Here is a 26,935-nt window from a genome sequence, read left to right on the forward strand (position 1 = left end):
AGAATGGCAAATGAATTTTCTGCTTCAAAGCCGATCTATAGGCAAATAGCCGAACAGCTCTTTAAAAAAATGATCCGCGGAGAGATCAAGCCGGGAGAAAAATTGCCGTCGGTCCGTGAGCTGGCTGTTCAGACGCAAGTAAATCCGAATACGATTCAAAGAACCTACAATGAAATGGAAAGGATGGGCGTGGTGGAAACCAGAAGGGGACAGGGCACCTTTGTTGTTGAACATACGGAAGTCATCGATGATTTAAAGCGGGAAATGAGATCGGAAGTTATCGGGCAATTTGTCCAGAGCATGGAAGAGCTTGGCTTGTCTAAACAAGACATGTTGTCAGAACTTGACCGTTTTCTTCAGAAAGGAGATCCCAAATGAAGATTGAGCTGAAAAACGTCACGAAGAAGTTTGGCAAAGAGTATGCGCTCAAAGAGGCCGATCTGTCTCTTTCTCCCGGGAAAATTTACGGGTTGACAGGACCGAACGGCAGCGGCAAATCTACGATCTTGAAGCTGATCACAGGGCTCTCGTTTCCGGATTCGGGCTCGGTGCTGATCGGGGGACGGCCGGCAGCCAGAAAGGAGATGAAGAACATTGCCTATTTAACAGAGCTTGATATGTTCTACGATCCATTTCGCGTCAAGGATATGATTCACTTTTATGAAACCCAGTTTTCCGATTTCCGTATAAATAAAGCGTGGGACCTGTTAAAGGACATGAAAATCGACAGGGATAAAAAAATCGGCAAGCTTTCCAAAGGCAACCGGGGCAGGCTGAAGCTCGCGCTCACATTGGCGCGCGATGCAGCCGTCGTACTGCTCGATGAGCCTTTTTCCGGTCTTGATCCGATGGTGAGAGAGTCGATCGTCAAAAGCCTTCTTACATATTTGGAGCTTGATAAGCAGACGATCGTCATCGCCACCCATGAGATTCATGAAATTGAACAAATTTTGGATGAGGTCGTCGTCGTCTTAAATGGCCGAATTGAAGAAAAAAAGGATGTCGAACAGCTGCGCGAGGAATCCGGAATGTCGCTTTTGGAATGGCTGAAACGGTTTATCGAAGAAAAAGATTGAAAAGGCGGGAGGAGAAACAGTGGAAACACTTTTAGAATTAAAAAATGTATCAAAAACGATCAGGGGGAAAAAGATCATCGACGGCTTGAGCTTTGACGTGCAGGCAGGCGAGATTTTCGGCTTCCTGGGTCCGAACGGCGCCGGAAAAACGACGACGATCCGGATGATTGTCGGGCATATGAACATCACCGCCGGTGAAATCGCCGTGTGCGGTGTCAGCGTAAAAGAAAATTTTGAAAAGGCTGCACGGCATATCGGAGCGATCGTTGAAAATCCGGAACTGTATAAATTTTTAACGGGCTACCAAAACCTTCAGCAATACGCGCGCATGACGAAAGGCGTGACGAAACAGAAAATTGACGAAATCGTCGAGCTTGTCGGATTAAAAAACAGGATCAACGATAAGGTCAAAACGTATTCTTTAGGAATGAGACAAAGGCTTGGCCTAGCCCAAAGCCTTTTGCACGATCCGAAGCTCTTGATTCTCGATGAGCCGACGAACGGGCTTGATCCGGCCGGTATCCGGGAAATCCGCGATCATTTAAGAAAGCTGACGAGAGAAAGAGGTATGGCGGTCATCGTTTCAAGCCACCTGCTTTCAGAAATGGAGCTGATGTGCGACAGGATAGCCATTATCCAGAACGGAAAGCTCCGGGATATTCAGCATGTGCACGGATCCGCTCGGGATGAAAAGAAGCGCTATTATCTTCAAGCGGATGACAATCAGGCTCTGATGCGGGAAGCGGCTGCTTTCAGAAAGATGAAGGTTGACGAAGCGGAAGGCGGGATAGAGCTCAGCCTTCAAAAGGATGAAGTGCCTGATTTGATCAAACACTTAACAGACAGCGGTGTCCGCCTATATGAAGTGAAGGCTGTGAACAAATCGCTGGAAGACCGGTTCCTGGAAATCACCGCAGATAAGGAGGAAGCTCAGCATGTTTAATCTCATCGTAAATGAATGGATCAAAATTTTTAATCGAAAAGGCACATACGTCATGATCGCGATTTTGCTGTTATCTGCCATCGGGCTGGGCGTTCTCACAAAGACGATCGGAGAGACAGACCACAACCCGGACTGGAAAAAAGAATTAATGCAGGAAAATAAAGATATGAAAGAACAACTTAAAGGGGTCAATAATCCGGCACTTGAAAAAAGCTATGAACGGTCGACCGCCATTAATGAGTATCGAATCAAGCACGATTTGCCGGAAGACGGGGACTATTCGGCCCTGTCGTTCATCAGCGACGCGAGCAGCATCATTCCCCTCCTCGGTCTGTTTGTGATCACGGTGGCTGCGGGAATCGTTGCGAATGAATTCAGCTGGGGGACGGTGAAGCTGCTTGTGATCAGGCCGATCAGCCGCTTTAAAATTTTGCTGGCAAAATATTTTACAGTTCTGCTTTTTGCATTGGCTTTGCTTTTCATTCTGTTCGCAAGCGCGGGTATCACAGGCCTTGCTTTATTCGGGGCAGGCGACGGCAGCCAGGTTCACTTGGCGTACGCCGATGGAACAGTTGAAGAAAAAAGCCTGCTGCTGCACTTGGCCGGCAGCTATTTGCTGAATTCAATCTCGCTTTTGATGATGGCGACAATGGCCTTTATGATTTCAGCTGTTTTCAAAAACAGCTCGCTTGCCGTAGGTATTTCAATTTTCCTTTTGGCAATGGGCGGAACGGTGACAAACCTGCTCGCAACAAAATTTGAATGGGTGAAATACATCTTATTTGCCAACACTGATCTCACTCAATACTTTGACGGATCTCCGCTTGTTTCAGATATGACGCTGGGATTCTCGATTGTCGTGCTGGCTGTCTATTTTATCGTTTTTCATGTGCTCGCCTTTGGGGCATTCACAAAAAGAGACATCGCTTCATAAGCGGTATTCACGAAAAAGCCTCACCCCGGTTTTCCGGGCGTGAGGCTTTTTTAAATAAAATATAAAAAGACTGCTGACATTCGGTCAGCAGTCCTGTATGAAGATCAGCGGTTCACAGCTTACGCTTTTGTTACGTTAGCAGCTTGTGGTCCGCGGTTTCCTTCAACGATTTCGAAAGATACAGATTGGCCTTCTTCCAAAGTTTTGAAGCCTTCGCCTTGAATAGCAGAGAAATGAACGAATACATCGTCTTGTCCTTCAACTTCGATGAATCCGAAACCTTTTTCAGAGTTAAACCATTTTACTTTACCTTCTAGCATGAAATTTCCTCCTAAAGCGATAACGCTTAAATTCACTATTCTTGCTCTAAAACAAACTTCCAAGACGAAAACTCTTACAAAACTTTCTTCTTAAAGATAGTTCGAACAAAAATAATTACCTTTACTTTACCAGTGTTTAAGCGAAATTACAACTGCTAAACACAATTTTTTTAAAAAAAGTGAAATTTAATAATCAGGGCGAAAAATAAAGCATTGAAAAGCATGTTTTTGAAATTTTCACAAATCTGATTGACAACATTTCAAAGAAGCTGTAAAGTTAGGTAAAACTTCATGCATCAACACTTCTTATTCAGAGAGGCGGAGGGAATTGGCCCTATGAAGCCTCGGCAGCGGGTTCTGCATACAGCGGAATACTGTGCCACATCCAACAAGCCGTAAGGGCTTGGAAGATAAGAAGAGAGCGGACCCACTCTATACTTCGTGTCGTCTAAGGCTTCTTCTTATTTTTTAAGAGGAAGCCTTTTTTGTTAGCCAAAAAGAGGAGGAAGATCATCATGATTACATTTGAAGGCGTTGAAAAGGTCTATGAAAGCGGCGGACAGAAGGTCCATGCGCTCAATGGAATCGACCTTCATGTGGATAAAGGGGAAATATACGGCGTCATCGGATTCAGCGGCGCAGGGAAAAGCACGCTGATCCGCTGTGTGAACTTCCTTGAAAAACCGACGGCCGGAAAGGTTTTCGTCGGCGGAAGAGACTTAATGTCCTTGTCGAAAGCTGAGATTCGCACTGTAAAAAGGAAGATCGGCATGGTGTTTCAGCATTTTAACCTGCTAAATTCAAAGACGATTTTCGCTAATGTCGCTGAGCCGCTCGCGCTTGTCAAAACACCGAAAGCTGAAATCAAGCAAAAAGTGACGGAACTTCTCCGTTTTGTCGGACTTGAGGATAAAGCCCGCGATTATCCGGATCAGCTTTCGGGCGGCCAAAAGCAGCGCGTCGGCATTGCCCGGGCGCTGGCGACAAATCCGGAGGTTCTGCTCTGTGATGAAGCGACATCCGCGCTTGACCCGCAGACGACCGGCGATATTTTGAAGTTGCTGAAGCGCGTCAACGAACAATATAACATCACGATTTTGTTGATCACTCATGAAATGAATGTGGCAAAAGAAATCTGCGACAAAGTCGCGGTCATTGAAAAAGGAAGGATCATTGAATCAGGCAGCGTGTTTGATGTGTTTTCCGCGCCGGAAACCGAAACGGCGAAAAGCTTTGTCAAATCAGCCATCGACCACGAAATACCTGAATCGATTCAAAAATTAAATGTGAAGCATCTCTACCAGCTTCAATTTGTCGGCGAATCTTCCGGGAAGCCATTTCTTTCGCAAGTGGCAAAGCGATTTGACGTAGAAGTCAACATTCTGCACGGAACGATTACAGAGCTCCAGGGAATTCCGTTTGGCAGTATGACGGTTGAACTGCAGGGGGAAGACGGTGAAATCGGGCGGGCGCTCGAATATATACGCAGAGATAACATTCGCATCAGGGAGGTATAAGCATGCTTGTTACATATGACCAAATCATTGACGCACTCGTTCAGACGATTCAAATGACGGTTTTTTCGCTTTTATTCTCAAGCGTGATCGGCATTCCGCTCGGCATTTTGCTGGTTGTCACAAGGAAGGGGCATCTGCTTGAAAATCCGGCAGTTTTTACGGTTGTCAATATGATCATTAACATTTTCCGGTCCGTTCCGTTTATCATTTTGATGGTTGCTTTAATTCCCGTGACAAGGCTGATTGTGGGGACGTCCATCGGCACATCGGCAGCGATTGTTCCCCTGACTTTTTATGCCGGGCCTTACATCGCAAGGCTCGTCGAGAACTCTCTGCTTGAAGTCGATCCGGGAGTCATTGAAGCCGCTGAAGCAATGGGAGCGACTCCGCGGCAGATCATCTTCAGGTTTCTGATTCCGGAAGCGCTCGGTTCGCTTGTGCTGAGTTTTACGGTGGCAACGGTCGGATTGGTCGGAGCGTCGGCGATGGCTGGTGCGATAGGCGCCGGAGGTCTGGGGGATTTGGCGATCACATACGGCTACCAAAGGTTTGACACGATGACGATGATCATCACGGTTGCAATTCTCGTCATCGTTGTGCAGGGATTGCAGACATCCGGAAACGTTCTGTCAAAAAAATTGAGAAGAAGATAAACAAAGAGGGAGACGGCTATGATGAAAAAATTTGCATTTGTTGTGATCTTATTGCTGCTTGCGGGAGTGATCGCGGGGTGTGCGGCAGACTCTGATGCGAAAACGATTAAAATCGGCATTAGCGGAACGGATACAAGAATCTGGGACTTTGTGAAGAAAAAAGCCGAGAAAGAAGGCTTAAAGCTTGAAATCGTCAAATACTCCGATTATGTTCAGCCGAACCAGGCTTTGGCGGGCGGTGACATAGACGCCAACGCTTTTCAGACGATATCTTACTTTAATGCATTCAAAAAGGAACGCAATCTTAAACTATCGCCGATCGGCACAACGATCATCGCTCCGATGGGCATTTATTCCGAGAAGTATGATTCGCCTGACGATATACCAAACGGCGCGGAAATCGCAGTTCCGAGCGAAGCGACGAACATGGGCAGAGCCTTGCTTCTGCTGGAGTCCGCCGGCCTTCTTCAATTAAAGGACGGATTTGACGGAAACGGAACGCTTGATGCGATTAAAGAAAATCCGAAAAAACTCAAAATCACAACGGTGGCCGCAGAGCAAACGCCGCGCGTGCTTCCCGATGTCGCTGCATCTGTTATCAACAACGGCATAGCGGTTGACGCCGGCTTTCACCCTGTCAAAGATTCGATTAAACTGGAAGACGAAACAGCGACACCGTACATCAACATTATTGCGTCCAGAACAGAAGACCGGGACCGTGAAGATTTGAAAAAGATCGTCGAGCTGTACCAATCAGACGATACCGCTGAATTGATCAAAAAAGAGTTTGACGGTGCACAGCTGCCGACTTTTGTTCCACTGAAAGACATCGGCGAATAAAATATCAGTCGCGCAATTGATTCCCGGGTCATATATTGAAATGCATCGATAATTCCTACTTGACCAATCAGGTTTGTTGTACTATAGTTTTTAAATGTAAAAAATTCTGGGGGTGCTTTTGTTATCATGACATTATTTGTTGTTATTAATATTATCGTCATGCTCGGCCTGATGGCGCTCCTTTATATGATGCAAAAAAAGCATGTTTCTTTTTCTAAACGGGTATTTACCGCTTTGGGAATCGGCATTGTTTTTGGGTTCGCTTTGCATTTTATATATGGTTCGTCTTCAGAAACGATTACGCAGACATCTGATTGGTTTAATATTGCAGGCGGCGGCTATGTGAAGCTTTTGCAGATGATCGTTATGCCACTTGTATTCATCTCGATTTTGGGCGCTTTTACAAAGCTTAAACTGACGCACAATATCGGAAAAATCAGCGGATTGATCATCGGGCTCTTGATCGCGACGACAGCTGTCGCTGCTGCGGTGGGAATCGCGTCCGCGCTTGCTTTCGACCTGCAGGCCGTCCATGTGGATCAAGGCCAGGCGGAGTCAATGAGAGGGGCGGAACTCGAACAGAAATCGCAGGACATGGAAGCCAAAACACTTCCGCAGCAAATTGTCGAGCTTCTTCCGGGGAATCCGTTTTTAGATTTTACGGGAGCAAGACCGACATCAACGATCGCCGTTGTTATTTTTGCGGCTTTCCTTGGAATCGCGTATCTCGGAGTCAATCGAAAACAGCCTGAACAAGCTGAGCTTTTCAAAAAGATGGTTGATGCCGTGTATGCGATCATTATGCGTGTAGTGACATTGATTCTAAGGCTGACGCCTTACGGTGTATTGGCGATCATGACAAAAACGATTGCAACGAGCGACCTCGACAGCATTGCCAAGCTCGGCAAATTTGTCATCGCTTCATATGCGGCGCTGATCGTCATGTTCATCATTCACCTGCTGCTCATTACATTCAGCGGTTTAAATCCTGTCACATACTTGAAAAAGGCGTTTCCGGTCCTTGTATTCGCGTTTACATCAAGATCAAGCGCAGGCGCTTTGCCGCTCAACATTAAAACGCAGCGCAGCCTCGGTGTTCCCGAAGGTATTGCAAACTTTGCCGGATCCTTCGGACTGTCCATCGGACAAAACGGATGTGCCGGAATTTACCCTGCAATGCTCGCGATCATGATTGCACCGACTGTCGGACAAAATCCGCTTGAGCCGTCATTTTTGTTCACAGTTATCGCTGTTGTTGCGATCAGCTCTTTCGGAGTGGCAGGCGTCGGCGGAGGTGCGACATTTGCAGCGCTTCTCGTCCTTTCGGCCTTAAATATGCCGGTAGCGCTTGCCGGACTGCTGATTTCGGTTGAGCCGCTCATCGACATGGGTCGTACGGCTCTTAATGTCAGCGGCAGCATGACGTCAGGACTTGTGACGAGCAAAGTAACAAATGAACTTGAAAAAAACACGTACGAAGACCGTACTAATATCATTGAAGCAGAAGTGTAAAAGAAGAACGGCCCGCACAGCTTGATCGCTCGTGCGGGCCGTTTTTTTATGAATAGCTTTGATCGTTATCGAACATCGTCTGATTTGCAGTCTCATCGTTCATGACATTAACCGGGGCAGTCATATGGCTTGATTGATGCTGGTCGTTTGCCGCATGGCCTGACTGGTGATGTTCCTGTGATTGTCCTCCGGGATTGAAAGCCTGTTTGATCATGTCAGCCGGATTCATCATCATCTGGTTGTGGCCGTTACCTTGCTGCCGTCCTCCCATGCCCTTCGCGAACATGCCTGTCAATCTTTTGCGGATTTCGGGAGAAAAAGCCGCGGTTAATGCAGCTGATCCTAAAACCAATACAGCGGGATGGATGCCTGATCTTCTTCTAAACAAAGGGTCTACCTCCTTTTTACGTATACCATCCCCAGTCCGAATCGGTTTTATTCTTCAAGCTGTGCCGTGAGATATAAGCGGTGTTTTTCTAAAAATTCGAAAATTTTACGGTAGGCTTTCACTTTATTTTCTTTCTTAGAAAAACCGTGCCCTTCATTTTCCAAAACAAGATACTCGATTTTCCGCCCCATGTCCTTCAACCGATCGACGACTTGATCGGACTCTTCCTTTACGACGCGCGGATCATTTGCGCCTTGGATGATCAGCATCGGCTGAGTCATACTCTCCAGGTATGTAACAGGAGAATCGGCTTTCATTTTTTCATAATCCCGCTCCGGATTGCCGACCCATTTTTCCATCATCGGCTGCCAGAAATCCGGTACGGATTTGACAAACGAAAACAGATTGCTGACTCCGCATATATCGACGACGGCGCGGAAATACTCTGGATGTCTCCCGTGAAGCAATAGCGACATATATCCTCCGTAGCTGCCGCCCATTAAAAAAAGTTTTTCGCGGTCCGCAAGCTTTTGATCGATAAGCCAGTCGATGCCCGCGGTCATATCGAGGCGCGGTCCGTCTCCCCAATCTTGTTCAACCATTTTAAAGAAGGAATAGCCGTAATTCGCAGATCCCCTGAAATTAGGGGCGAATAACTGGTAGCCCATTTTCGCAGCGAGTTGAAAGATATCGTAGAACATAAAGGTTTCTGCATCTTGCGGTCCGCCGTGCGGCCAAATAATCGTCCAGCCGTTCGCTTCTTCTGGGAGGGGCTTAAACAGCAGCCCCTCTATTGCAAGACCGTCAAAAGAAGGATATGTCACAACTTCCGGATATGACAGCTCCTGTTCGGAGAAACCCGGAACCGAATGTTTCGTTAATTGCCGCCATTTCGTCGCCTGTCCTTTCGTTAATACATAGAGATTAGCCGGCCTGGTCGGCGTCGAGCCGAGAATGTACAGCGCGCCCGAAGAGGCGCAGTGTATTTTCGAAATGGATGTGCAAGGGCAATCGATCTGCCGGCTTTCTCCTGTTGCTGTGTTGTACTCATACATCACATCTTTGACGCCTTTTTTTCCAATCAGATAAAGGAAAGTTCCACTCGGATCAGCGTGGATGGCTGTTAAATCAGTTTTGTCCATCGAAAACACCGGCGCAAAAATACCTGATGAAACGGTGTACAAGGCAAGGTATGAGAACTCGGCTTCGTAGTTTGTCGTGACGAATAACCGATCATCAGATGCAAAGTGGGAAGAATAAACGATATGAGGCAGCGTCTCATCGGGGACGATTCCTGTCGTCACGCCTTCAGCTGTATGGATCATGCAGACAGTGTGGCTGTTGACATAGTAGACATGGATGCTGACGGCTTTCTCGCCCGGGCTTACATCAGCCAGCATTGAAGTTCCGTCTTTTCCTTCAAAAATAAACTCTTCTTTTTCAGTGAGACAATCGTATCTGTATGTATTTAAAAATGTCGGATTGTCCTTTGTAGAGGAGTAGTAAACGGCGTTTTGGACAGGGACGGGCTCGAAGTGGCGGTCTGTTTGATTTCCGTTTAATGAATGGAACGACCCGTTTTTTGAAGAAAGATTGTACAGTCCGCTTTGTTCGTTTCCGTCATGGTCAAAACCGGCATAGAGAATAGAGCCGTCGGGATTGTAGGCGATTCCTTTTGCATCCTGATTCAAGAATGACAGCTGGTACGGGTATGTCTCGGGAAGATCCATCGCCCACAGGTTTGATGTTCCGTTGAGGTTTGTATCAAAAACAAGCTGCGTCTCATCGGGATGGACCGCAAAGTCTTTAATGCGCAGCACATGCAAAATGCTTTTTGCTTTTTCCATTTCATATACACCTCCGGATTTATTTGGGTATTTTTACATTCAATAAGATCATAACAAAAGTCGCGTATAAAAAATATCCTTTAGACAAATAAATAACACGAAAAAGAAAAAACCTATACGTCAATCATTAAAGGAGGCAATATTAATGTTCAATATGAAAAAAAGCGCGATTGCTGCTTTGCTCCTTCCGCTGTTGTTCACAGCCGGATGCGGCATGGCAAACCAGGGGGCGGATAACAACCGGCGCAACCAGGACAATGCGCTTCAAAATGTAACAAACAGAGACAACGACCGCACGAATGTCAATGACGGCAGAAACGTCAACGACCAAATGAATGTGACAGACAACCGCAACCGGAACAATAATAATATGAGAGTGGCGGATAAAGCCGCAGACAAAGTGGCGGAACTGAAAGAAGTCAGTAGTGCAAACGTCATTACGACAAACCGCAACGCTTATGTGGCGGTCGTTTTGAAAGGCAATCCGAAGGGCAACGTGACGAATGAGCTGAAAGGGAAAATCTCGAAAAAGGTTAAAGAAGCAGACAATAACATCAACAATGTGTTCGTTTCGGCAAACCCTGACTTTGTTGACCGGATGAGAAACTATGGCGACAGAATCCAAAATGGTGAACCGATCGAAGGGATTTTTGAAGAATTTGGTGAAACGATCAACAGAATTTTCCCGAATCAAAGATAATGAAAAGCCGCAATGAGCGGCTTTTTTTGTTGGCTGTTTTTCATACAGGCCACTTTCTGACCCTTTCCGCATAGTGTGTAATACAGAGAAGCACATCGCGGACGGAGGGAAGACATGTGACGGGAGAGATGAAAGCAGCCTTTATTTTAATTATGGCGGGCACTCTATCCGCTTTGTTATTGGCCGTTTTTGTCGTGTTCAGCCAAAAGAGCCCTGAGGCGGCTGTTCTTTCGGGGAAAAAAGAAAAACTGAAAGAATCGCTGGAAATGGTTAAATATGAAAGTGTCAGCATTTATTACGCTGAAGAAGATAGGGCGATTCTGGAGCTGACAAAGGAGACGCTTCGGGATGCCGCTGACATGAATCGGGAACTGTTTGCCAGCCCTCTTCAAGACAGCGTTGATTTGATCTTTTTTTCAAACCGCGATGATATGGAGTCATTTTCAAAATTAAAGGATATCACCGGATTTTACTCAAATGATATGCGGATGATCGGACTTTTGCCCGAGGAGAGAAAGCATCTGAATAGCGGCGAGGGATTCGCCGTCTTCCTGTACAAACGGGTGCTGATACATGAGTATACCCACTATGCTTTTCACGTCAAGCTGAGAGAACTGAAAGCCGACCCGGCAGCTTACCCGCTCTGGTTTCACGAAGGAGTGGCGGAATGGGCTTCTGCTCATGACACTATAGAGATCCGGGCTTTGCCGTCAGCCGTTCCTTTGAGCGAGCTGAAGACCGACAGGCAATGGCAAAAAGCCCGCACTGGATATGAAACCGATATTTATTTGCAAAGTTATTATTTGATCGAAGAGCTCGCGGAGAAAAAAGGAAGGGGGGTCATCCTCGACATCATCGAGGAGACGGCTGATCGGGGAAGTTTTGAAGACGGATTTAAGGCCGCCGTCGGCCAGTCGTTATCCGGGTTTGAAAAAGAATTCAAGCGGAAATATGAAGCGAAAAAAACGGCACGGAAGGTTTCGTCCTTCCGTGCCGTTTTCATTATCAATGAATAGGTCTCTGCTGCCCGTTCGGAGGCATTTGCGGCTGACCTTGCACCGGGGCGAATGCTGAAGTCATCTTCTGCATGTCTTGCGGTGCAAGCTGAGGAACTTGATAGTATCCGTGTTTGTTCTGATAAAGGAAAATTTCATAAGCCATTTCGATATAGTGAGGAATCTGGTCTGCGAGAACCCTTCTGCAGACAGGGTTTGTCACTTCGGGAGCCGCCATGGCCAATGCCGAACAATTGGTTTTCATCAAGCCGAGCATAAAGCTGCTGATACAGGCGTCATCAATCGCCTGCACGGATTGCTTCGGCTGTTTCGGCTGGGCGTCTTTTAACCCGTAGACAAATTGACGATCCTCTTTCATCATATATGTTGCCGTTTCCTGGCTCGGCTTTTGCCCTGTTCTGAAGCATTCTGTTGTGATGTTGTACTGAGACGAAATAAATCGGTGCTGCCTGTCCAAAATATCGAGCAGCTCCGGATCTTTGACATGCTCTCTGAACATCATATATTGCTCAAGAACGCCGATCATACCGGACAACACTTCATGCATGTCAAACACTTCGTGGCCCCCGTGATTCATATGCTGCATTCCTTCATTGCCTTGATTGATTTGCATTTGCGGCTGGTTTTGCTGTTCCACTCTAACGTATCCTCCTTAAATGTAATTCAACTATTATATTTCGTTTTTGCCGTCATGTTTATTCAAAAAAGGAATAATCGATAAACTGGATTTAAAGGGATTTTATTCTAACCGTCGAATAGTTTAGTTCAGAGAAAATATTATGGGGGTCTTATGTTCAAGACAATATATCATCCCATTGGTCGAAAGTGGAAGTGAGGCTATTTTGGCGTCAAACTGAAAAAAACTGAGGATCAGGAGAGGAAATTAAGACCGGTTTAGAGATCCCTCGTACCTTTGTAAACGGAGCACATATCTGCCGGGCGGTGATGAAATGTTCATGCATGCTTCCGGCAGTTAAGGAATTCGGTGAGTGGATGGATGTCTGATATCCGAAAAAACAAATGAGCCGAAACAGGTCGGATTCAAATAAAAGCTGCCGGAAGAAAGAATAAAAGACGATGTCGGTCTTGTGTTCACGCACTTTGTTTAAATATGGACTGAAAAACAATCGATTTGCAATGCCCGGGTGGATATCGGCATGAAGAACTTTGGCATTTAAAGAAGGTGCCTGCAAATTTTTTTTGCCCCTGCGCGATCTGTAAAGGATTCTCCCTCCGTAAATGATTTCAGCTGCCAATCATCATGAAAATGCAAAAAAGGTGTTTTCCTTTTTGATTTTGCACTTAGAAAAGGAGGAGTTTTGTAATGCTGGGCTCAAGTGAGACGGTTGGAAAAATGTCAGGTTTATTTGGTAATGATTCTGTGTATCCGAAGGTGCAAACAGAAGTATATAAAAAAATCAATGAACTGAGTGGTTTTCATAGGCTGGATGATATTTATCTTTCCTTGATCGACCAGTATATGTTTCCTTGTCTGATCCTGAATGACCGGGGAGAAATTGTCGCGTCCTCAGAAAGTGCCGATCAATATTTGAAAAGTTCAAAAGGCAACATCCATCAAGCTTTTCCCGCGAGCTTATCCGTGCAGGTCAATGCCGCTTTACAGCGGGCAAAGAAAGAGAAAAAAGTGTCGTTTAAAAACGTTCCGATTTATTTAAGCGGAGAACTATCCTTTGTTCATTTAACATTAAAAAGTTTCTTCCGCCAGTATCACAAGCTTTATGTGCTGTTTATCGAAAAAGCAAAAGAAGAGGCAGCCCGCGCGCCGGTATCCGGCGGAGAAGACGGCCAGCTTCATCTCCAGCATCTGTACCGGACGGTAAAAGAGCTCGAAGCGTCCAATGACGCTTTGGTGTCTGCCAACCAAAAGCTTCAGGAGGAAAACAAAAAATTAACGGCGCTAAACAGGGCGTTTGAAAAGAAAGTGAATGAGCTCAACACCCTTAAAAATGATCTGAACAATCTGCTGACCAGCACGAACATCGCCGCCGTTTTTTTGGATCAGGAATTGAAATTGAAATTATTTACGCCGGAAGCCGCCAACATGTTCGACCTGAAAAAGGAGGACCTTTCAAGGCCTGCCGATAAGCTGACAGAGAGGTTCAACTATAAGGAGTATGCCAATGACATAAAGCGTACGCTTTATGAAAACAAGACGGTCGTAAAAGAGTTCGAAATGCCAAACGGCGGCTGGTATACCGTGAAAATGATCCCTTATTATGCTTCGGGGAAAAAGGTTGAAGGCATTGTTGTCACGTTCACGAATGTCACTGAATTGAAAATGACGAACGAGGCGCTGCATATCAGCTCACAGGCTATTGATCAAAGTCCGGCCAACATATTGCTCACTTCGGTCGACGGTTCGGTCACTTATGCAAACAAACGCTTTTGCCGGATGCTCGAGAAACATCCGGATGATCTCATCGGCGGCGATGTATTTAACATTTACCGCAAGCATTTTCACTGTGATGATCTCAATCGCTTCTGGAAGATCGTCCTTGATAAGAAACCATGGTCAGGGGAGCTTAATTACCAGGATGGGGAGCAGCAGGACAGGTGGGAGCAAATCTCCCTTATCCCTGTGGAGGACAGCGCGGGGAACGTGCATCAGGTTATGCTGATATCCGAGGACATTACGAACCAAAAGCGATCTGAAAAAATGCTCATGAAATCGGAAATGCTGTCAGCGGTCGGGCAGCTCGCTGCCGGGATCGCTCATGAAATACGGAATCCCCTCACATCTCTGAAAGGGTTCCTCCAGTTGATGATCCAGTCTAAAAAATATCAAAAAGATTATGCGGAAGTGATGATGTCCGAATTCATCAGGCTTGAAGCGATTATCAACGAATTTCTCGTATTGGCCAAAACAAAATCGACTACATTTGATCCGGTTCAGGTCAACTCGATTGTTGAAGATGTCTGCATGGTATTGGAGTCGCAGGCCGTGCTGAACAATGTGCGAATCGAGAAACAGCTGAGCGGAGATCTCCCTGAGATTCTCGCTGTTTCAAATGAACTGAAACAGGTTTTCCTCAACATATTAAAAAATGCGATCGAGGCGATGGAGGATGCTGAAGGCTTTATTACAATACGTTCCTACTATGAAAAAGACAGCGTATTCATCACCTTTGAAGATCAGGGAAAGGGCATCTCAAAAGATGTGCTTGAAAAGCTTGGGGAGCCGTTTTATACAACGAAGGAAAAAGGAACCGGGCTCGGATTAATGGTTACATTTAAAATTATTGAAAATCACGGCGGAAGCATTCATTTTGAAAGCGAGGAAGGAAAAGGAACGACCGTAAAATTGAAGCTTCCGATTAAAGAATGAGAATGCGGTCATCCCTGTTCTCATTCTTTTTTGAAAATTTTACAAAAAAATCATATGTTCTTTATCATCATCAGATAAACTTGACAGGAAGCAAAAAACGGGAGGCGAATATATGGTCAATGTTCTAAAGTGTCGTTTTTTAGCTGGTTTGACGATCACGCTTATGATGATTGCGTCTTTTTTGACGCCGTTTGCGGACGTATCGCGAGCTTCGGAAACGATTACCGTAGAAGAAGCGATTAAGCACAACGAAGGGCATGCAGCTGTTGAAGGGTATGTCGTCGGGCACACTGTCTCGAGCGGCCATTATCGTTTCAGCGGAAATTTCGCCAACGATTATAACATCGCAATCGCTGATAAAAAAGAGGAAACATCGCCTGAGAACATACTCCCCGTGCAGATACCCGCATCTTTCAGAGACCAGTTCGGTTTAAAGACAAACCCTCATCTCATCGGAAAAAAACTCATCATCGAAGGCGAACGCTCTACATATTTTAATTCCCCCGGTTTGAAATCCGTTCAATCCATCACATTTTCCGGAGGCGATGCACCGCCTGCCAAGCCTGAGATCAAAACGATAGCTGAAGCGCGCAAGCTTTTAAATGAAACGGTCAAAATCACAGGAATCGTCACTGCGGATCAGGCGGCTGTCGGAGGAGGAAAGCTCTCCACATTTATTCAGGACGAAACGGCGGGAATCAATATCTATTCCGCTGCACAAGGCGATTTTCCGGAGCTGAAAGAGGGAATGTCCGTTTCGGTCACTGGGAAGATCACGACATACAAAGGATTGACAGAAATCGTTCCCGTACCGTCAGGCATTGAAGTAACCGGAGAAGGAGCGGTACTGCCCGACCCTGTTCCGCTGACCATTAAAGATGTGCTCGATCAGGGAACGGAAGCTGAATACGAAGGCCGGTTAGTCAAGATGAAAGGCTTTATTGAAACAAAGCCGGATGCGCCGGCAGGCGGCGGCTATAATATCACGATGATCGATGAAAACTATCATCCGCTCACACTAAGGGTGATGGAACAAACGAATGCCGCCGGTTTGATAGAACAAGGACAATGGTACGAAATTACCGGCATATTAAGCCGTTATGATACGGTGCAGCTTCTGCCGAGAAAACAGGAAGATCTTCGAAAATTAGACGGCATCGCGCATCCTCCCCCCGCTGCTGAAGGGGAATACGAAAGCGTTGTCGAACGAGTTGTCGACGGGGATACGATCCACTTAAAAGAGCCGGTTCTCGGATCTACAAAAGTCCGCTATGTCAACATTGATACAGCCGAAACTTACCATAAGCCGAAAAATGAATTAGATGAAAACCAGCTGAAACACGGCAACAAAGCGAAGGAATATTTGCAGTCTATATTGGCTCCGGGAGACAAAGTCATCGTGAAAGTCGGCAAGGAAGCAAAAGACAGCTACGGTCGCCTGCTTGCCCAAGTCATCACTGAAGACGGCGTCAATACGAATTTGCAGCTTGTCCAAAAGGGGATGGCCGTCACCTATTTCATTTGGCCGGTTGGAAGTGATGAAGACTATCAATTGTTCCAAAGCGCCGTCAAAAAGGCGAAAGACGAGAAAATCGGCATTTGGAATCCCGCTGATCCGCTCCTCGAAATGCCGTTTGAATTTCGTGCCAGGGAGCAGGGCAAAGGGCTGACGCGGCATGTCGGTGACTCTGCGGAAAAAACGTATGTCGCGCCTGAAAAGTGGCGAGAGATTCCGGTGGAAAGACGAATTTTCTTTGCGTCGGCTGAAGAAGCGGAAGCTGCAGGCTATTCGAAAAAAGAACAAAGCGGCAATATTCCACTGCGCATGTTAAGCATGAATGATCTGCACGGAAAGATCGATCAGCAATATGAGCTCGATCTAAACGGCGATGGCCGGACGGATGGAACATTCGGCAGGATGGATTATGCAGCAGCATTGATTAAAGAGAAAAAAGCCGAGCGGGAAAATACGCTGATCGTTCACGCAGGCGATATGATCGGCGGAAGCTCGCCGGTTTCTTCCCTGCTTCAGGACGAACCGACAGTTGAAGTCATGGAGGAAATCGGATTTGATATAGGAACCGTCGGGAACCACGAGTTTGATGAAGGGACCGAAGAGCTGCTGCGCATGTTGAACGGCGGCGAACACCCTGAAGGGAAAGGGACCAAAGGTTATGACGGACAGGATTTCCCGCTTGTCTGCGCCAATTGCAAGTTGAAAACAAGCGGGGACAGCTTTCTTCCTCCATATGAAATCATTGAAGTTGAAGGAGTGCCTGTCGCTTTTATCGGCGTCGTGACACAGGCGGCCGCCAATATGGTTATGCCCGAAGGAATTCGCTCAATTGAATTTACAGATGAAACAAAGGCCGTCAACCAGGCTGCAAAAGAACTGAAAGCGAAAGGGGTCCGGGCGATAGCGGTGCTCGCTCATATGACAGCTTCCCAGGACGGCGGAGTTGTGACCGGTGAATCAGCAGAGCTTGCTAAAAAAGCAGATCCTGAGATTGATGTCATCTTTGCCGGCCACAATCATGAAGTGGTCAACGGCCAAGTCAATGATATTTAATCGTTCAAGCATACGAATACGGGAAGGCAATCGGTGTTGTCGACCTTGAAATCGATCGGGAAACGAAAGACATCGTTCAAAAGAAAGCGGAAATCGAATATGTGAATCAGGAAAAGCTCAAGCCGGATCCGGCGGTCGGTCAGATACTGGATAAATATGAGCGGATGGTTGCGCCGATCATCGGCGAGAAAGTCGGTGAGGCTGCACACGATATGGCAGGAGGCTATTCAAATGACGGAGACACCCCTCTCGGGAATCTGATTGCTGACGGGATGCGGAGCGCGATGAATTCAGATTTTGCATTAATGAACGGGGGCGGCATCCGTCAAGATTTAAAAAAAGGAACGATTACATGGGGAGACTTGTTCAATATCCAGCCCTTCGGCAATGTACTCGTCCGGCTTGAAATAAAAGGCAGGGATCTATACGATATTATAGACGCGCAAATATCCCCATCATACGGCCCGGATTACTCGATCAGCGGCTTTACCTACACGTGGGACCCGAAAACAAACAAAACCGCGGATATTTTTCTTGAGGACGGAACGCCGATTGATTTAGACCGGACATATACGCTGACAGTAAACAACTTTATGGCATCTGCTTCAGGCAGCAAGTATTTGCCGATTTCGCGGCTTGGAAAAAATCCGGTCACAGGGCCGGAAGATATCGAAGCCACAGTAAAGTTTGTCAAAAGCTTTAAAGAACCGATCGCTTATGCTGCCGAAGGACGAATCAAAAAATTAGCAGAAGATGATTCACGTCCGGGAGAAGAACCCGGAAGCGGAGCTGATCCTGATGATGAAGAAAAGCCCGGAAGCGGAGCTGATCCGAATGACGAAGAAAAACCGGCTGGAGATAAGGGCAATGGAGAAAAGCCAGGCAATGACAGCGGAGAAAAGCCGGTTCATGGCGATACCGGCGATGCGTCAAAGAGCGGTGCTGTTCCTGTTGCAGGCGTGACGATCGGTGAAGGGGCGGATGCGCCGGAGAAGAAGATGGACGGTCTGTCAAATGATGCGTTTCTGTCAGATACACGTGAAGAGCACAAGCTGCCCGATACGGCGGCTTCTTACGGCGGTTTTCTTTTGTACGGCTTCCTGACGTTTATGTTAGGAGCGATTCTTTATATGCGGAAAAGGGGTATTGCAAAACTATGAAAGTGAAGATGTTATCGTTTCTGCTGATGACGGCGGGGCTTGCCATTTTTGCATACGGCGGCTGGAAAATATTCGATATGAACAGACAGACCGATATTTCTTTAACTGAAGCAAAAGAAGCCATTGCATCGAGTCAATCTGTCCGTTCAGTAAAGAACCCCTCAGCGCCTGCATCGTTTAAGCCCGCCAACGGCGAAGCGGCAGGCATCCTCCATATTCCAAGACTGGGCGCTCAGCTTCCTATCGTTGAAGGAACAAGTCCCGATGATTTGGAAAAAGGCGTCGGTCATTATAAAGACAGCTATTATCCAAAACAAAACGGGCAAATTGTTCTTTCGGGGCACAGGGATACGGTTTTTCGCAGAACAGGAGAGCTGGAAATCGGAGATAAGCTGAAAATCGAGCTTCCATACGGAAGCTTCGAATATGAAATCACACACACGAAAATTGTTGATCAAGATGATACATCCATCATCACGCTGCAGCACGAAAAAGAAGAATTGCTGTTAACGACATGCTATCCGTTTTCTTATGTCGGAAATGCGCCTGAGCGCTATATTTTGTATGCAAAACCGCTTTAAGGCTGTCCTTAATGGACAGCCTTTTTATGTTTAAACAATCGTGCCGAACAGTCGTCCGATTTCGTCTTTCAAGTCATCCGGAAGCGGTGCTGTGACAGTGACGCGTTCTTTTGTGATCGGATGGGTGACATTGATTTCGATCGCGTGAAGAGCCTGCCTCGGAAAAAGCCCCTCTGAACCGCCGTATAAAGTGTCGCCTGACAAAGGATGACCGATGCTCGCAAGGTGAACACGTATTTGGTGGGTTCGGCCTGTCTCCAGCCGCAGGCTGCATAGTGTAACATCGTGCCGGCTGTCATACCCTTTTGATTCAAAATGGGTGACGGCGGGCTGTCCGGAATTGGACACCCTTCTTCTGACGGGATGGTACCTGTCTCTGCCGATCGGCGCCGAAATGGATCCCGTTTTTTTTCTGAATTTCCCTTCCGCTACGGCTAGATATGTACGCGCCAGTTCTTTTATTTGCAGCTGTTCGTCTAAAAGGGCGTGGGCGAGGCGGTGCTTTGCAAAAACGACAGCGCCGCTCGTATCCTTGTCAAGACGGTGGACGTGCCGGACTTTTCGCTCCTCCCCGTTCATTTGAAAATAAAACGCCACAAGGTTGCTCAGCGTGCCGGTCTGGCCAGCTTCATTCGGATGTGTTGCCATTCCCGCCGGCTTATTGACAATGAGCATATGATCATCTTCAAACAGAACGGGAAGTTCCCCGTATTCAGGGACGATTCCGCTTTCTTCTTCCTCTCTGAGATCGATCATCACGCTGTCTCCGCTCTCAAGCTGAACGTTATGATCCACGGGTTTATGATTCACTTTAATTTTCTCATTTGCGATCCAGTATTGAATGACAGGCTTCGATGCTTTCGCTTCTCTTTTTAAATATGCAAATAAATGTTCGCCGTGATGCCGGCTGCCTGCACTGAAGATTAAGCCGTGATTTTTTTGGTTCATTTTTACTGCTCCTTTCTGTAAAAAGCGTTCAGCCATTAGGAAACACTTACCTTCACAGCCCATTGTTTATGTATGCTATTCTGTTTGAAGAGATTTGAACAAGGGATGAAGGGTGATCAATTTGCGAATTGTAAAGGCAGCAACTGAAGAACAAGAAATTTATATAGAAGAGCTTGTATCAGAGCTGTATCAAATATTTCCATTGTACTTGAATAAACAAAAAATAAAAGAACTCAAAAAGCAGGGCGTGCTTGAATTGAAAGAGGATGAATACAAAGGAACGCTCGATGAAGCGTTTCAGATTATGACAAGCCTGCAATTGATTCATGCCTTATTAACTAAGGCGAAGCGCCGGTGGGTGCTGAAAGACCGTGATTTGTTCGATAAAAACTGCCGCAAGCTGAATGACTGCGGTTTGTACTTCCCTCTGACATCTGCCGACTTTCATATCGTGAATACCGACAATAAAATGCTGATGTAAAGCCGGGTTTGTCTGAGCTGATAGAGCTTGTTCCGTTTTTCGGAAAAGCTCTTCTTTTTATGAAAAGATAATATAAGAAATAAGCGGAAAACACAATGAAATGGTGCCAACTTCCATTTTAGCATGTGCATGACCTGTACATACTAACAATCGAAAGGGGTGCAGTCTATTGACGACAATCAGCAATGCGATGTCTAGACAAGTGGCTACAATTTCTTCCAATCAAACGGTTCAAGAAGCGGCTGAGTTGATGAGCCGCCATAATATAGGGGCGATCCCGGTTGTAGATCAAGGCGTGTTAAAAGGAATGATCACAGACCGTGATATCACGCTCAGAACGACAGCGGAAGGCCAGGATGGGCAGACACCTGTTTCAAACGTTATGACAACAAATGTTGTTTCAGGGAATCCGAACATGAGCCTTGAAGAAGCATCACAGATGATGGCTCAGAGTCAAATCCGCCGTCTGCCGATCGTCGAAAACAACCATTTAGTCGGGATTTTGGCGCTCGGGGATCTGGCGGTAAACGAAATGTCCAATGAATCTGCCGGACAGGCGCTTACGAACATTTCCACTCCGGCACGGACTCAGTAAGAACGGAAGAGCTTGCCTCTTACAGCAGGCTCTTCTTCATTTATACATACCGGTTTTTAGTGTCTTCTCTTTTCAAGGGGCGGCAAGAAGGATACAATGAATGGTGCAAACAGTCAAAAGGAGTTGGGCTAAAGCGCGATGATTAAAGCAGTGATATTTGATTTTGACGGTCTTATTTTAGATACAGAAACGCGCGAATATGAAGTGCTCCAGGAAATTTTTGAAGAGCACGGCTCAGAGCTGCCAATGTCGGTTTGGGGAAATGTCATCGGCACGGCCGCCGGATTCCGGCCGTTCTCTTATTTGGAGGAACAGCTGCAAAAAAAGCTGGACCATGAGCAATTGACGAAATTGAGGCAAGAGCGTTTTACGAAAAGAATGGAAAGCGAAAAAGCGCGTCCCGGTGTGGAAGCTTATTTGTCCGCGGCGAAAGAGCTCGGTTTAAAAATCGGCCTGGCGTCAAGCTCGGATTATAAATGGGTGTCTCAGCATTTGAAACAAATCGGCCTGTACGATGATTTCGAGTGCATCAGAACGGCCGATGATGTTGAGGAAGTCAAACCGAACCCGGAACTCTATTTAAAAGCGGCGGAATGTCTCGGTGTGAAGCCTGAAGAGTGCATTGCGTTCGAAGATTCTGTCAACGGATCAATCGCCGCGAAAAGAGCCGGAATGAAATGTGTCATTGTACCGAATAAAGTAACGAAAAGCCTGCTGTTCGAGCATTATGACCACCGTTTGGAATCAATGGCGGAAATCGAGCTGGAACAGCTGATCGAAAAAATTTCCGACCCATCATAAAGAAGGCAGAGGAGGAATGGGACGTGTCTGAAAAACTGGATCTTTCCCGCTTTGAAAAAAAGATTGTCATCCGCAATATTGAAGAAAAAGATATCGACAGCATCATCGGGCTTCAAGAGCTATGTTTTCCGGGAATGATCCCATGGAAACGGGAACATCTGGAAAGCCATTTGGAACACTTCCCGGAAGGCCAGTTTTGCGCAGAGCTTGACGGAGAAGTGATCGGTTCCTGTTCAAGCCTGTTGATCAACTTTGATGAATATGATGACAGACATACATGGCAGGATATTACAGACGACGGGTATATTACGAATCATAATCCCGACGGCTTAAACATGTACGGGATCGAGGTCATGGTTCATCCTGAATACAGACGGATGAAGATCGGCCACCGTCTCTATGAAGCGCGAAAAGATCTGGCAAGGCGCTTAAATTTAAAGAGCATTATCATCGGCGGCAGGATTCCGAACTATCATAAGTACGCTTCCGAGATGACGCCGAGGGAGTATGTCGAACAAGTCATCCACCACCAGATCTATGATCCGGTCCTTTCGTTTCAGCTGCTGAACGGATTTACGATGATGAGGATCAACCCGAACTATCTCCCGGATGACAGAGCATCAAGCAAATATGCGACATTGATGGAGTGGAATAATGTCGACTACTTGCCGCAGACGAAGCGCTATTACAAATCAGCTTTTCCGGTGAGAATCTGTGTGATTCAATATGAGATGAAGCAGATTCATTCCTTCGAGGAGTTTGCCAACCAAGTCGAATACTATGCAGACGTGGCTTCAGACGCGGGAGCGGATTTTGCCGTCTATCCCGAAATCTTTACGACGCAGCTGATGTCGTTTCTTGAAGAGCGCTCACCGAGCCTGGCCGTTCAGCGGATTACCGAATATACAGAAGACTATATCAGCCTGTTCACAGACCTTGCCGTTAAATACAATGTCAACATTATCGGCGGTTCTCACTTCGTTGAAGAAGAAGGGAAGATCTACAATATCGCTTACTTGTTCAGAAGAGACGGAACGATTGAAAAGCAATATAAGCTTCATATTACCCCGAATGAACGAAAATGGTGGGGCATCAGCAGGGGGGACGAAGTGCGCGTCTTTGACACAGACTGCGGCAAAATCGCGATCCAGATCTGCTATGACATCGAGTTCCCGGAGCTCGGCAGAATCGCAACCGAAAAAGGGGCCAAGATTATTTTCACCCCTTTCTGCACGGAAGACCGCCAAGGCTACTTGCGAGTCAGATACTGCGCTCAAGCAAGAGCTGTTGAAAATCAGGTGTACACGGTTATTTCCGGTACGGTCGGCAATCTGCCGCAAACCGAAAATATGGATATCCAATATGCGCAATCCGCGATTTTCGCTCCTTCAGATTTTGAATTTGCAAGGGATGGAATCGTCGGCGAATGCAATCCGAACATTGAAATGGTGGTCATCGGCGATGTCGACCTGGAAATTCTCAGAAGACAGCGGCAGGACGGAACGGTCCGGCAGCTCAAGGACAGACGCCATGACATCTACCGGATTCATTATCAAAAATAGCAGATTCGTGTGCCGGCCGCTTGAGGCCGGCTTTTTCATGTTGACTTTTATCTTTATTTTTCATATATTGTAACTATTAAAAGGAGGTGGAAAAGATGAATCAAACTGGTAAGCGCATGACGGATATGCAAGCTCATCTGTATATTTGTCGCGCGATTTTTTCCGGGGAATGCGTATTACGGGATCAGTCTGCCCTTTTTTACACATTCAATTGGAAAAAATACCAGTGAGAGACATCTGCCCACAATCGGATTTTCTGATGCTGACGGCGGGGTGTAAGCTCTGCCGTCTTTTTTATGCTCGGTGTCTCTTCATGGAGTGCGGAGGAAAGATAGATGATAATATGCAGTTTGCAACATGTCGGGCAAACATACGGAGGACATACGATTTTCAGCGGGCTGTCATGGGACCTGCACCAAGGGGAGCGAATCGGTGTGATCGGACGAAACGGGGAAGGGAAAACGACGTTGTTGAAGCTGATCGGCGGCCAAGCGAAACCTGATGAAGGCCTTGTGACTTGGAAAAAAGGATTATCAACGGGGCTCTTGGAGCAAAATCCCGCATGGGACGGCAGGAAAACGGTAAAAGAGCTGCTCTATGACGTTTTTTCATCATTATGGGACACACAGCAGAAGCTTTCCCGGATTGAACGGCAATTGGCGGTTGAAAAGGACGCGGAAAAACTCAGTCTCCTTTTGGAAAAGTACGGGGCTATGCAAGATGAATTTCAGCGAAAAGGCGGCTACGGCATCAGTGCGCAAATCGAACGGGTGGCGCACGGCTTGAATATCGAGCGGCTACTCGATGCCGAGTGGCGGGAGTTAAGCGGAGGAGAACGGACGAAAGCGGGTCTTGCCAGGCTTCTCTTGGCAGCTCCGGATCTGCTTTTGCTGGATGAACCGACAAACCATTTGGATTTGACAGCGATCGAATGGCTGACATCTTTTTTAAAGCAGTATAAAGGCACAGCAGTCATTGTATCGCATGATCGCTATTTCCTGGATGAAGCGGTCACCTCAATTCTTGAAATCGACCAGGGAGAGCTTCACTTTTCCAAAGGCGGCTATACACAGTATGCCGATGAACGGGAAGAGCGCCTCATCAGAGAATTTCATGACTATCAGGATCAGCAGAAGAAAATCAAAAAAATGAAGGAAACGATCAAGCGGCTGAAGGAATGGGCGAATCGCGCCAATCCTCCGAATGACGGCCTGCACCGGCGAGCGAAAAGCATGGAAAAAGCTTTGGAACGCATGGAGAAGGTGAAGAAACCCGTACTGGAACGCAAAAAGATCGATTTAGCTTTCAGCATGGATGAACGAAGCGGAAAAGATGTCGTCAAGCTTGAGGATGTCTGCAAAAGCTTCGGTGAGCGGGCGCTTTTTGACAATCTTAGTATGCATGTCCGTTTTCAGGAGCGCGCCGCCATCGTCGGGGAGAACGGCAGCGGCAAAACGACGCTGCTCAACATCATTAGCGGAAAGGAAACGCCGGACAGCGGTGACGTGCAGCTTGGCAGCAATTTATCGGCCGCATATCTGACGCAGCATGTCGGCGAAATGGAGGAAGAGCGTACGGTTTTAGCCGAATTCCGTGAACATGTTTCTGCATCAGAAGGCGAAGCCAGAATGATGCTTGCAAAGTTTTTGTTTTTCGGCCAATCCGTCTTTCAAAAAGTGAAAAATTTAAGCGGAGGCGAACGGATGCGGCTCCGCTTGGCCCAGCTCGTTCACCAAAACCATAATGTGCTGATCCTCGATGAGCCGACAAACCATTTGGACATCGAATCGAAGGAGATGCTTGAAGAAGCATTAAGCCAATTTCAAGGGACGATTATTGCGGTTTCGCACGACAGATACTTTCTTGACCGGCTTTTCAATGTCACCTGGTGGCTTGACGGCAGGAAACTCGTCAAGTATGAAGGGAACTATACATTCGCAAGAGAGAAGCGGCGGCAGGGTTGACACATTTTTATCACATTTGATAGGATATTGCTACAGTTATAGAAGGCAAAAGCAATGGAATGTATGCACGGACTGTATATATTCTCTTTCAATATCTTAATTCTGCTTGATTTTGTTGTATGGGTATGCATACAAGTTAGGCAGCATTCAAACGCCTGGTTGACACAGGTTATTTGAGTGCTGCCTTTTTTTATTGTCTTTCTGCGATAACTGTGAGAAAAGAAGAAATCATGGAGGGGTTTAGTATGGCTTTTCGAAAACCGGATGAAATAGCGGATGCGGCAATTGAAGCAGGAAAGAAAAAAGTACAGCTCCCACTGCCGTCTCTGCTTGTATTGGGGTTTTTAGGCGGCGCATTTATCGCGCTTGGGTACTTGCTTGATATCAGGGTAATCGCCGATCTGCCGAAAGAATGGGGAAGCCTGTCCAGCCTGATCGGAGCTGCCGTATTTCCTGTCGGTCTGATCCTTGTGGTGCTCGCTGGAGCTGAATTGATCACAGGGAATATGATGTCTGTTGCGATGGCTTTATTTTCAAGAAAAATATCACTGAAACAATTGGCGGTTAACTGGGGAATCGTTACGATGATGAACTTAATCGGCGCACTGTTTGTTGCTTACTTTTTCGGACATTTGGTTGGATTGACTGAAACAGGCCCTTATTTAGAAAAAACGATCGCCGTTGCACAAGGAAAACTAGATATGAGCTTCGGCAAGGTTCTCATTTCCGGAATCGGCTGTAACTGGCTTGTATGTCTTGCGGTATGGCTTTCTTTCGGCGCCCAAGACGGAGCAGGAAAAATTCTTGGCATCTGGTTCCCAATTATGGCTTTTGTCGCAATCGGATTTCAGCACGTTGTCGCCAACATGTTTGTGATTCCCGCAGCCATTTTTGCAGGCTCGTTCACATGGGGGCAGTTTATCGGAAACATCATTCCGGCTTTTATCGGCAATGTCATTGGCGGAGCCGTGTTTGTCGGTCTCATTTATTTTATTGGATACCACAAGAAAGACCGCTCCAGACAAGAAATAAAGCGGGTATCATAAACAAAGGACAAATCCACTCGATGAAACATACAAATGTCGTCCGTTTTTGGAAAAAGATGATGATGAAATGGGATTAGGCGGGTGTACTTACAAAGTAAGAAAAAAGCAACGGAGGCTGAACAACATGACAATGAGA

General features: G+C 46.6%; 23 protein-coding genes, 1 pseudogene and 1 riboswitch. Of the genes and pseudogenes, 19 read left to right on the forward strand and 5 right to left on the reverse strand.

Annotated features, from left to right (window positions below; genetic code table 11):
• Positions 1–3: 3 nt before the first annotated feature.
• Genes MST20_RS00285 through MST20_RS00300 form a run of 4 tightly spaced genes read left to right on the forward strand, consistent with a single transcriptional unit; the run spans position 4 to position 2,953 of the window.
• Positions 4–378: a GntR family transcriptional regulator gene (locus tag MST20_RS00285; protein WP_165426480.1), complete on the forward strand. Its 375-nt coding sequence runs from the start codon at positions 4–6 to the stop codon at positions 376–378.
• Positions 375–1,076 carry an ABC transporter ATP-binding protein gene (locus MST20_RS00290; protein WP_243939265.1) on the forward strand — a complete coding sequence of 234 codons (702 nt, stop codon included), beginning with the start codon at positions 375–377 and terminating at the stop codon, positions 1,074–1,076. The genes MST20_RS00285 and MST20_RS00290 overlap by 4 nt, the downstream gene beginning before the upstream one ends.
• Before the next feature lie 19 nt (positions 1,077–1,095).
• Positions 1,096–2,019, forward strand: coding sequence for an ABC transporter ATP-binding protein (locus MST20_RS00295; protein WP_243939267.1), 924 nt, complete (start codon positions 1,096–1,098; stop codon positions 2,017–2,019).
• A complete protein-coding gene (locus MST20_RS00300; protein WP_243939269.1) occupies positions 2,012–2,953 on the forward strand; it encodes an ABC transporter permease in 942 nt (313 codons plus the stop codon). Before MST20_RS00295 ends, MST20_RS00300 begins: the two co-directional genes overlap by 8 nt.
• 119 nt (positions 2,954–3,072) lie before the next feature.
• Here MST20_RS00300 and cspB read toward each other — a convergent pair whose 3' ends face one another.
• On the reverse strand, positions 3,073–3,273 hold the full coding sequence (gene cspB / locus MST20_RS00305; RefSeq protein ID WP_003155376.1) for a cold shock-like protein CspB: 201 nt from the start codon (positions 3,271–3,273) through the stop codon (positions 3,073–3,075).
• Between the two features lie 303 nt (positions 3,274–3,576).
• Positions 3,577–3,690: riboswitch (SAM riboswitch) on the forward strand.
• A gap of 98 nt (positions 3,691–3,788) precedes the next feature.
• Here cspB and MST20_RS00310 point away from each other — a divergent pair.
• The 4 genes from MST20_RS00310 (at position 3,789) to MST20_RS00325 (ending at position 7,795) form a co-directional block, all read left to right on the forward strand.
• On the forward strand, positions 3,789–4,790 hold the full coding sequence (locus MST20_RS00310; protein WP_243939271.1) for a methionine ABC transporter ATP-binding protein: 1,002 nt from the start codon (positions 3,789–3,791) through the stop codon (positions 4,788–4,790).
• Between the two features lie 2 nt (positions 4,791–4,792).
• Positions 4,793–5,443 (forward strand): methionine ABC transporter permease, encoded by a 651-nt coding sequence (locus MST20_RS00315; protein ID WP_145645902.1) that lies wholly within the window; start codon positions 4,793–4,795, stop codon positions 5,441–5,443.
• Positions 5,444–5,464: 21 nt separating this feature from the next.
• Positions 5,465–6,283 carry a MetQ/NlpA family ABC transporter substrate-binding protein gene (locus MST20_RS00320; protein WP_243939273.1) on the forward strand — a complete coding sequence of 273 codons (819 nt, stop codon included), beginning with the start codon at positions 5,465–5,467 and terminating at the stop codon, positions 6,281–6,283.
• Positions 6,284–6,406: 123 nt separating this feature from the next.
• Positions 6,407–7,795, forward strand: a complete 1,389-nt coding sequence (locus tag MST20_RS00325; protein WP_145645900.1) for an L-cystine transporter — start codon at positions 6,407–6,409, stop codon at positions 7,793–7,795.
• Between the two features lie 46 nt (positions 7,796–7,841).
• Here MST20_RS00325 and MST20_RS00330 read toward each other — a convergent pair whose 3' ends face one another.
• Together MST20_RS00330 and MST20_RS00335 are read right to left on the reverse strand one after the other, a co-directional pair.
• Positions 7,842–8,183, reverse strand: coding sequence for a hypothetical protein (locus MST20_RS00330; protein WP_243939275.1), 342 nt, complete (start codon positions 8,181–8,183; stop codon positions 7,842–7,844).
• Between the two features lie 47 nt (positions 8,184–8,230).
• Positions 8,231–10,030, reverse strand: a complete 1,800-nt coding sequence (locus MST20_RS00335; protein ID WP_243939277.1) for a S9 family peptidase — start codon at positions 10,028–10,030, stop codon at positions 8,231–8,233.
• Positions 10,031–10,175: 145 nt separating this feature from the next.
• Here MST20_RS00335 and MST20_RS00340 point away from each other — a divergent pair, with 145 nt between their 5' ends.
• The gene (locus MST20_RS00340) at positions 10,176–10,730 is read left to right on the forward strand and encodes a YhcN/YlaJ family sporulation lipoprotein (RefSeq protein ID WP_243939279.1); all 555 of its coding nucleotides are present in this window, start codon (positions 10,176–10,178) and stop codon (positions 10,728–10,730) included.
• A 116-nt stretch (positions 10,731–10,846) separates the two neighbouring features.
• Positions 10,847–11,746: a hypothetical protein gene (locus tag MST20_RS00345; RefSeq protein ID WP_243939280.1), complete on the forward strand. Its 900-nt coding sequence runs from the start codon at positions 10,847–10,849 to the stop codon at positions 11,744–11,746.
• On the opposite strand, the gene MST20_RS00350 is transcribed toward MST20_RS00345, so the two are convergent.
• Positions 11,736–12,383 carry a spore coat protein gene (locus MST20_RS00350; RefSeq protein ID WP_020450692.1) on the reverse strand — a complete coding sequence of 216 codons (648 nt, stop codon included), beginning with the start codon at positions 12,381–12,383 and terminating at the stop codon, positions 11,736–11,738. The genes MST20_RS00345 and MST20_RS00350 overlap by 11 nt on opposite strands.
• Before the next feature lie 687 nt (positions 12,384–13,070).
• On the opposite strand from MST20_RS00350, the gene MST20_RS00355 reads away from it, so the two are divergent.
• The 3 genes and pseudogenes from MST20_RS00355 to MST20_RS00365 all read left to right on the forward strand — a co-directional run bounded on the left by MST20_RS00355 (position 13,071) and on the right by MST20_RS00365 (position 19,402).
• Complete coding sequence (locus MST20_RS00355) at positions 13,071–15,092, forward strand: ATP-binding protein (protein ID WP_243939281.1); 2,022 nt, start codon at positions 13,071–13,073, stop codon at positions 15,090–15,092.
• Positions 15,093–15,204: 112 nt separating this feature from the next.
• Positions 15,205–18,821: pseudogene (locus MST20_RS00360) on the forward strand (DUF6359 domain-containing protein).
• Entirely contained in the window at positions 18,818–19,402 is a 585-nt protein-coding gene (locus MST20_RS00365; RefSeq protein WP_243939282.1) for a class D sortase, read from the forward strand. The pseudogene MST20_RS00360 and the gene MST20_RS00365 overlap by 4 nt, the downstream one beginning before the upstream one ends.
• A 30-nt stretch (positions 19,403–19,432) precedes the next feature.
• Here MST20_RS00365 and MST20_RS00370 read toward each other — a convergent pair whose 3' ends face one another.
• Positions 19,433–20,350 carry an RluA family pseudouridine synthase gene (locus MST20_RS00370; protein WP_243939283.1) on the reverse strand — a complete coding sequence of 306 codons (918 nt, stop codon included), beginning with the start codon at positions 20,348–20,350 and terminating at the stop codon, positions 19,433–19,435.
• 112 nt (positions 20,351–20,462) lie between these two features.
• Here MST20_RS00370 and MST20_RS00375 point away from each other — a divergent pair, with 112 nt between their 5' ends.
• The 6 genes from MST20_RS00375 to MST20_RS00400 all read left to right on the forward strand — a co-directional run bounded on the left by MST20_RS00375 (position 20,463) and on the right by MST20_RS00400 (position 26,799).
• Positions 20,463–20,831: a YhcU family protein gene (locus tag MST20_RS00375; RefSeq protein WP_020450698.1), complete on the forward strand. Its 369-nt coding sequence runs from the start codon at positions 20,463–20,465 to the stop codon at positions 20,829–20,831.
• A 190-nt stretch (positions 20,832–21,021) separates the two neighbouring features.
• On the forward strand, positions 21,022–21,426 hold the full coding sequence (locus MST20_RS00380; protein WP_373368040.1) for a CBS domain-containing protein: 405 nt from the start codon (positions 21,022–21,024) through the stop codon (positions 21,424–21,426).
• Positions 21,427–21,564: 138 nt separating this feature from the next.
• Positions 21,565–22,227: an HAD family hydrolase gene (locus tag MST20_RS00385; protein WP_243939285.1), complete on the forward strand. Its 663-nt coding sequence runs from the start codon at positions 21,565–21,567 to the stop codon at positions 22,225–22,227.
• A gap of 23 nt (positions 22,228–22,250) precedes the next feature.
• Entirely contained in the window at positions 22,251–23,789 is a 1,539-nt protein-coding gene (locus MST20_RS00390; RefSeq protein WP_020450701.1) for a bifunctional GNAT family N-acetyltransferase/carbon-nitrogen hydrolase family protein, read from the forward strand.
• A 335-nt stretch (positions 23,790–24,124) separates the two neighbouring features.
• Complete coding sequence (abc-f, locus tag MST20_RS00395) at positions 24,125–25,753, forward strand: ribosomal protection-like ABC-F family protein (protein WP_243939287.1); 1,629 nt, start codon at positions 24,125–24,127, stop codon at positions 25,751–25,753.
• Between the two features lie 245 nt (positions 25,754–25,998).
• The gene (locus MST20_RS00400; protein WP_243939289.1) at positions 25,999–26,799 is read left to right on the forward strand and encodes a formate/nitrite transporter family protein; all 801 of its coding nucleotides are present in this window, start codon (positions 25,999–26,001) and stop codon (positions 26,797–26,799) included.
• The last annotated feature ends 136 nt before the right edge of the window (positions 26,800–26,935 follow it).

This window comes from Bacillus sp. B19-2 (assembly GCF_022832475.1).
GTDB lineage: Bacteria > Bacillota > Bacilli > Bacillales > Bacillaceae > Bacillus > Bacillus paralicheniformis.

Coding starts and splice junctions, on each gene's coding strand:
- MST20_RS00310 (WP_243939271.1), top strand. CDS start 3,789: ATGATTACATTTGAAGGCGTTGAAAAGGTCTATGAAAGCGGCGGACAG.
- MST20_RS00380 (WP_373368040.1), top strand. CDS start 21,022: ATGTCTAGACAAGTGGCTACAATTTCTTCCAATCAAACGGTTCAAGAA.
- MST20_RS00335 (WP_243939277.1), bottom strand. CDS start 10,030: ATGGAAAAAGCAAAAAGCATTTTGCATGTGCTGCGCATTAAAGACTTT.
- MST20_RS00385 (WP_243939285.1), top strand. CDS start 21,565: ATGATTAAAGCAGTGATATTTGATTTTGACGGTCTTATTTTAGATACA.
- MST20_RS00340 (WP_243939279.1), top strand. CDS start 10,176: ATGTTCAATATGAAAAAAAGCGCGATTGCTGCTTTGCTCCTTCCGCTG.
- MST20_RS00355 (WP_243939281.1), top strand. CDS start 13,071: ATGCTGGGCTCAAGTGAGACGGTTGGAAAAATGTCAGGTTTATTTGGT.
- MST20_RS00285 (WP_165426480.1), top strand. CDS start 4: ATGGCAAATGAATTTTCTGCTTCAAAGCCGATCTATAGGCAAATAGCC.
- abc-f (WP_243939287.1), top strand. CDS start 24,125: ATGATAATATGCAGTTTGCAACATGTCGGGCAAACATACGGAGGACAT.
- MST20_RS00290 (WP_243939265.1), top strand. CDS start 375: ATGAAGATTGAGCTGAAAAACGTCACGAAGAAGTTTGGCAAAGAGTAT.
- MST20_RS00300 (WP_243939269.1), top strand. CDS start 2,012: ATGTTTAATCTCATCGTAAATGAATGGATCAAAATTTTTAATCGAAAA.
- MST20_RS00365 (WP_243939282.1), top strand. CDS start 18,818: ATGAAAGTGAAGATGTTATCGTTTCTGCTGATGACGGCGGGGCTTGCC.
- MST20_RS00400 (WP_243939289.1), top strand. CDS start 25,999: ATGGCTTTTCGAAAACCGGATGAAATAGCGGATGCGGCAATTGAAGCA.
- MST20_RS00320 (WP_243939273.1), top strand. CDS start 5,465: ATGAAAAAATTTGCATTTGTTGTGATCTTATTGCTGCTTGCGGGAGTG.
- cspB (WP_003155376.1), bottom strand. CDS start 3,273: ATGCTAGAAGGTAAAGTAAAATGGTTTAACTCTGAAAAAGGTTTCGGA.
- MST20_RS00315 (WP_145645902.1), top strand. CDS start 4,793: ATGCTTGTTACATATGACCAAATCATTGACGCACTCGTTCAGACGATT.
- MST20_RS00370 (WP_243939283.1), bottom strand. CDS start 20,350: ATGAACCAAAAAAATCACGGCTTAATCTTCAGTGCAGGCAGCCGGCAT.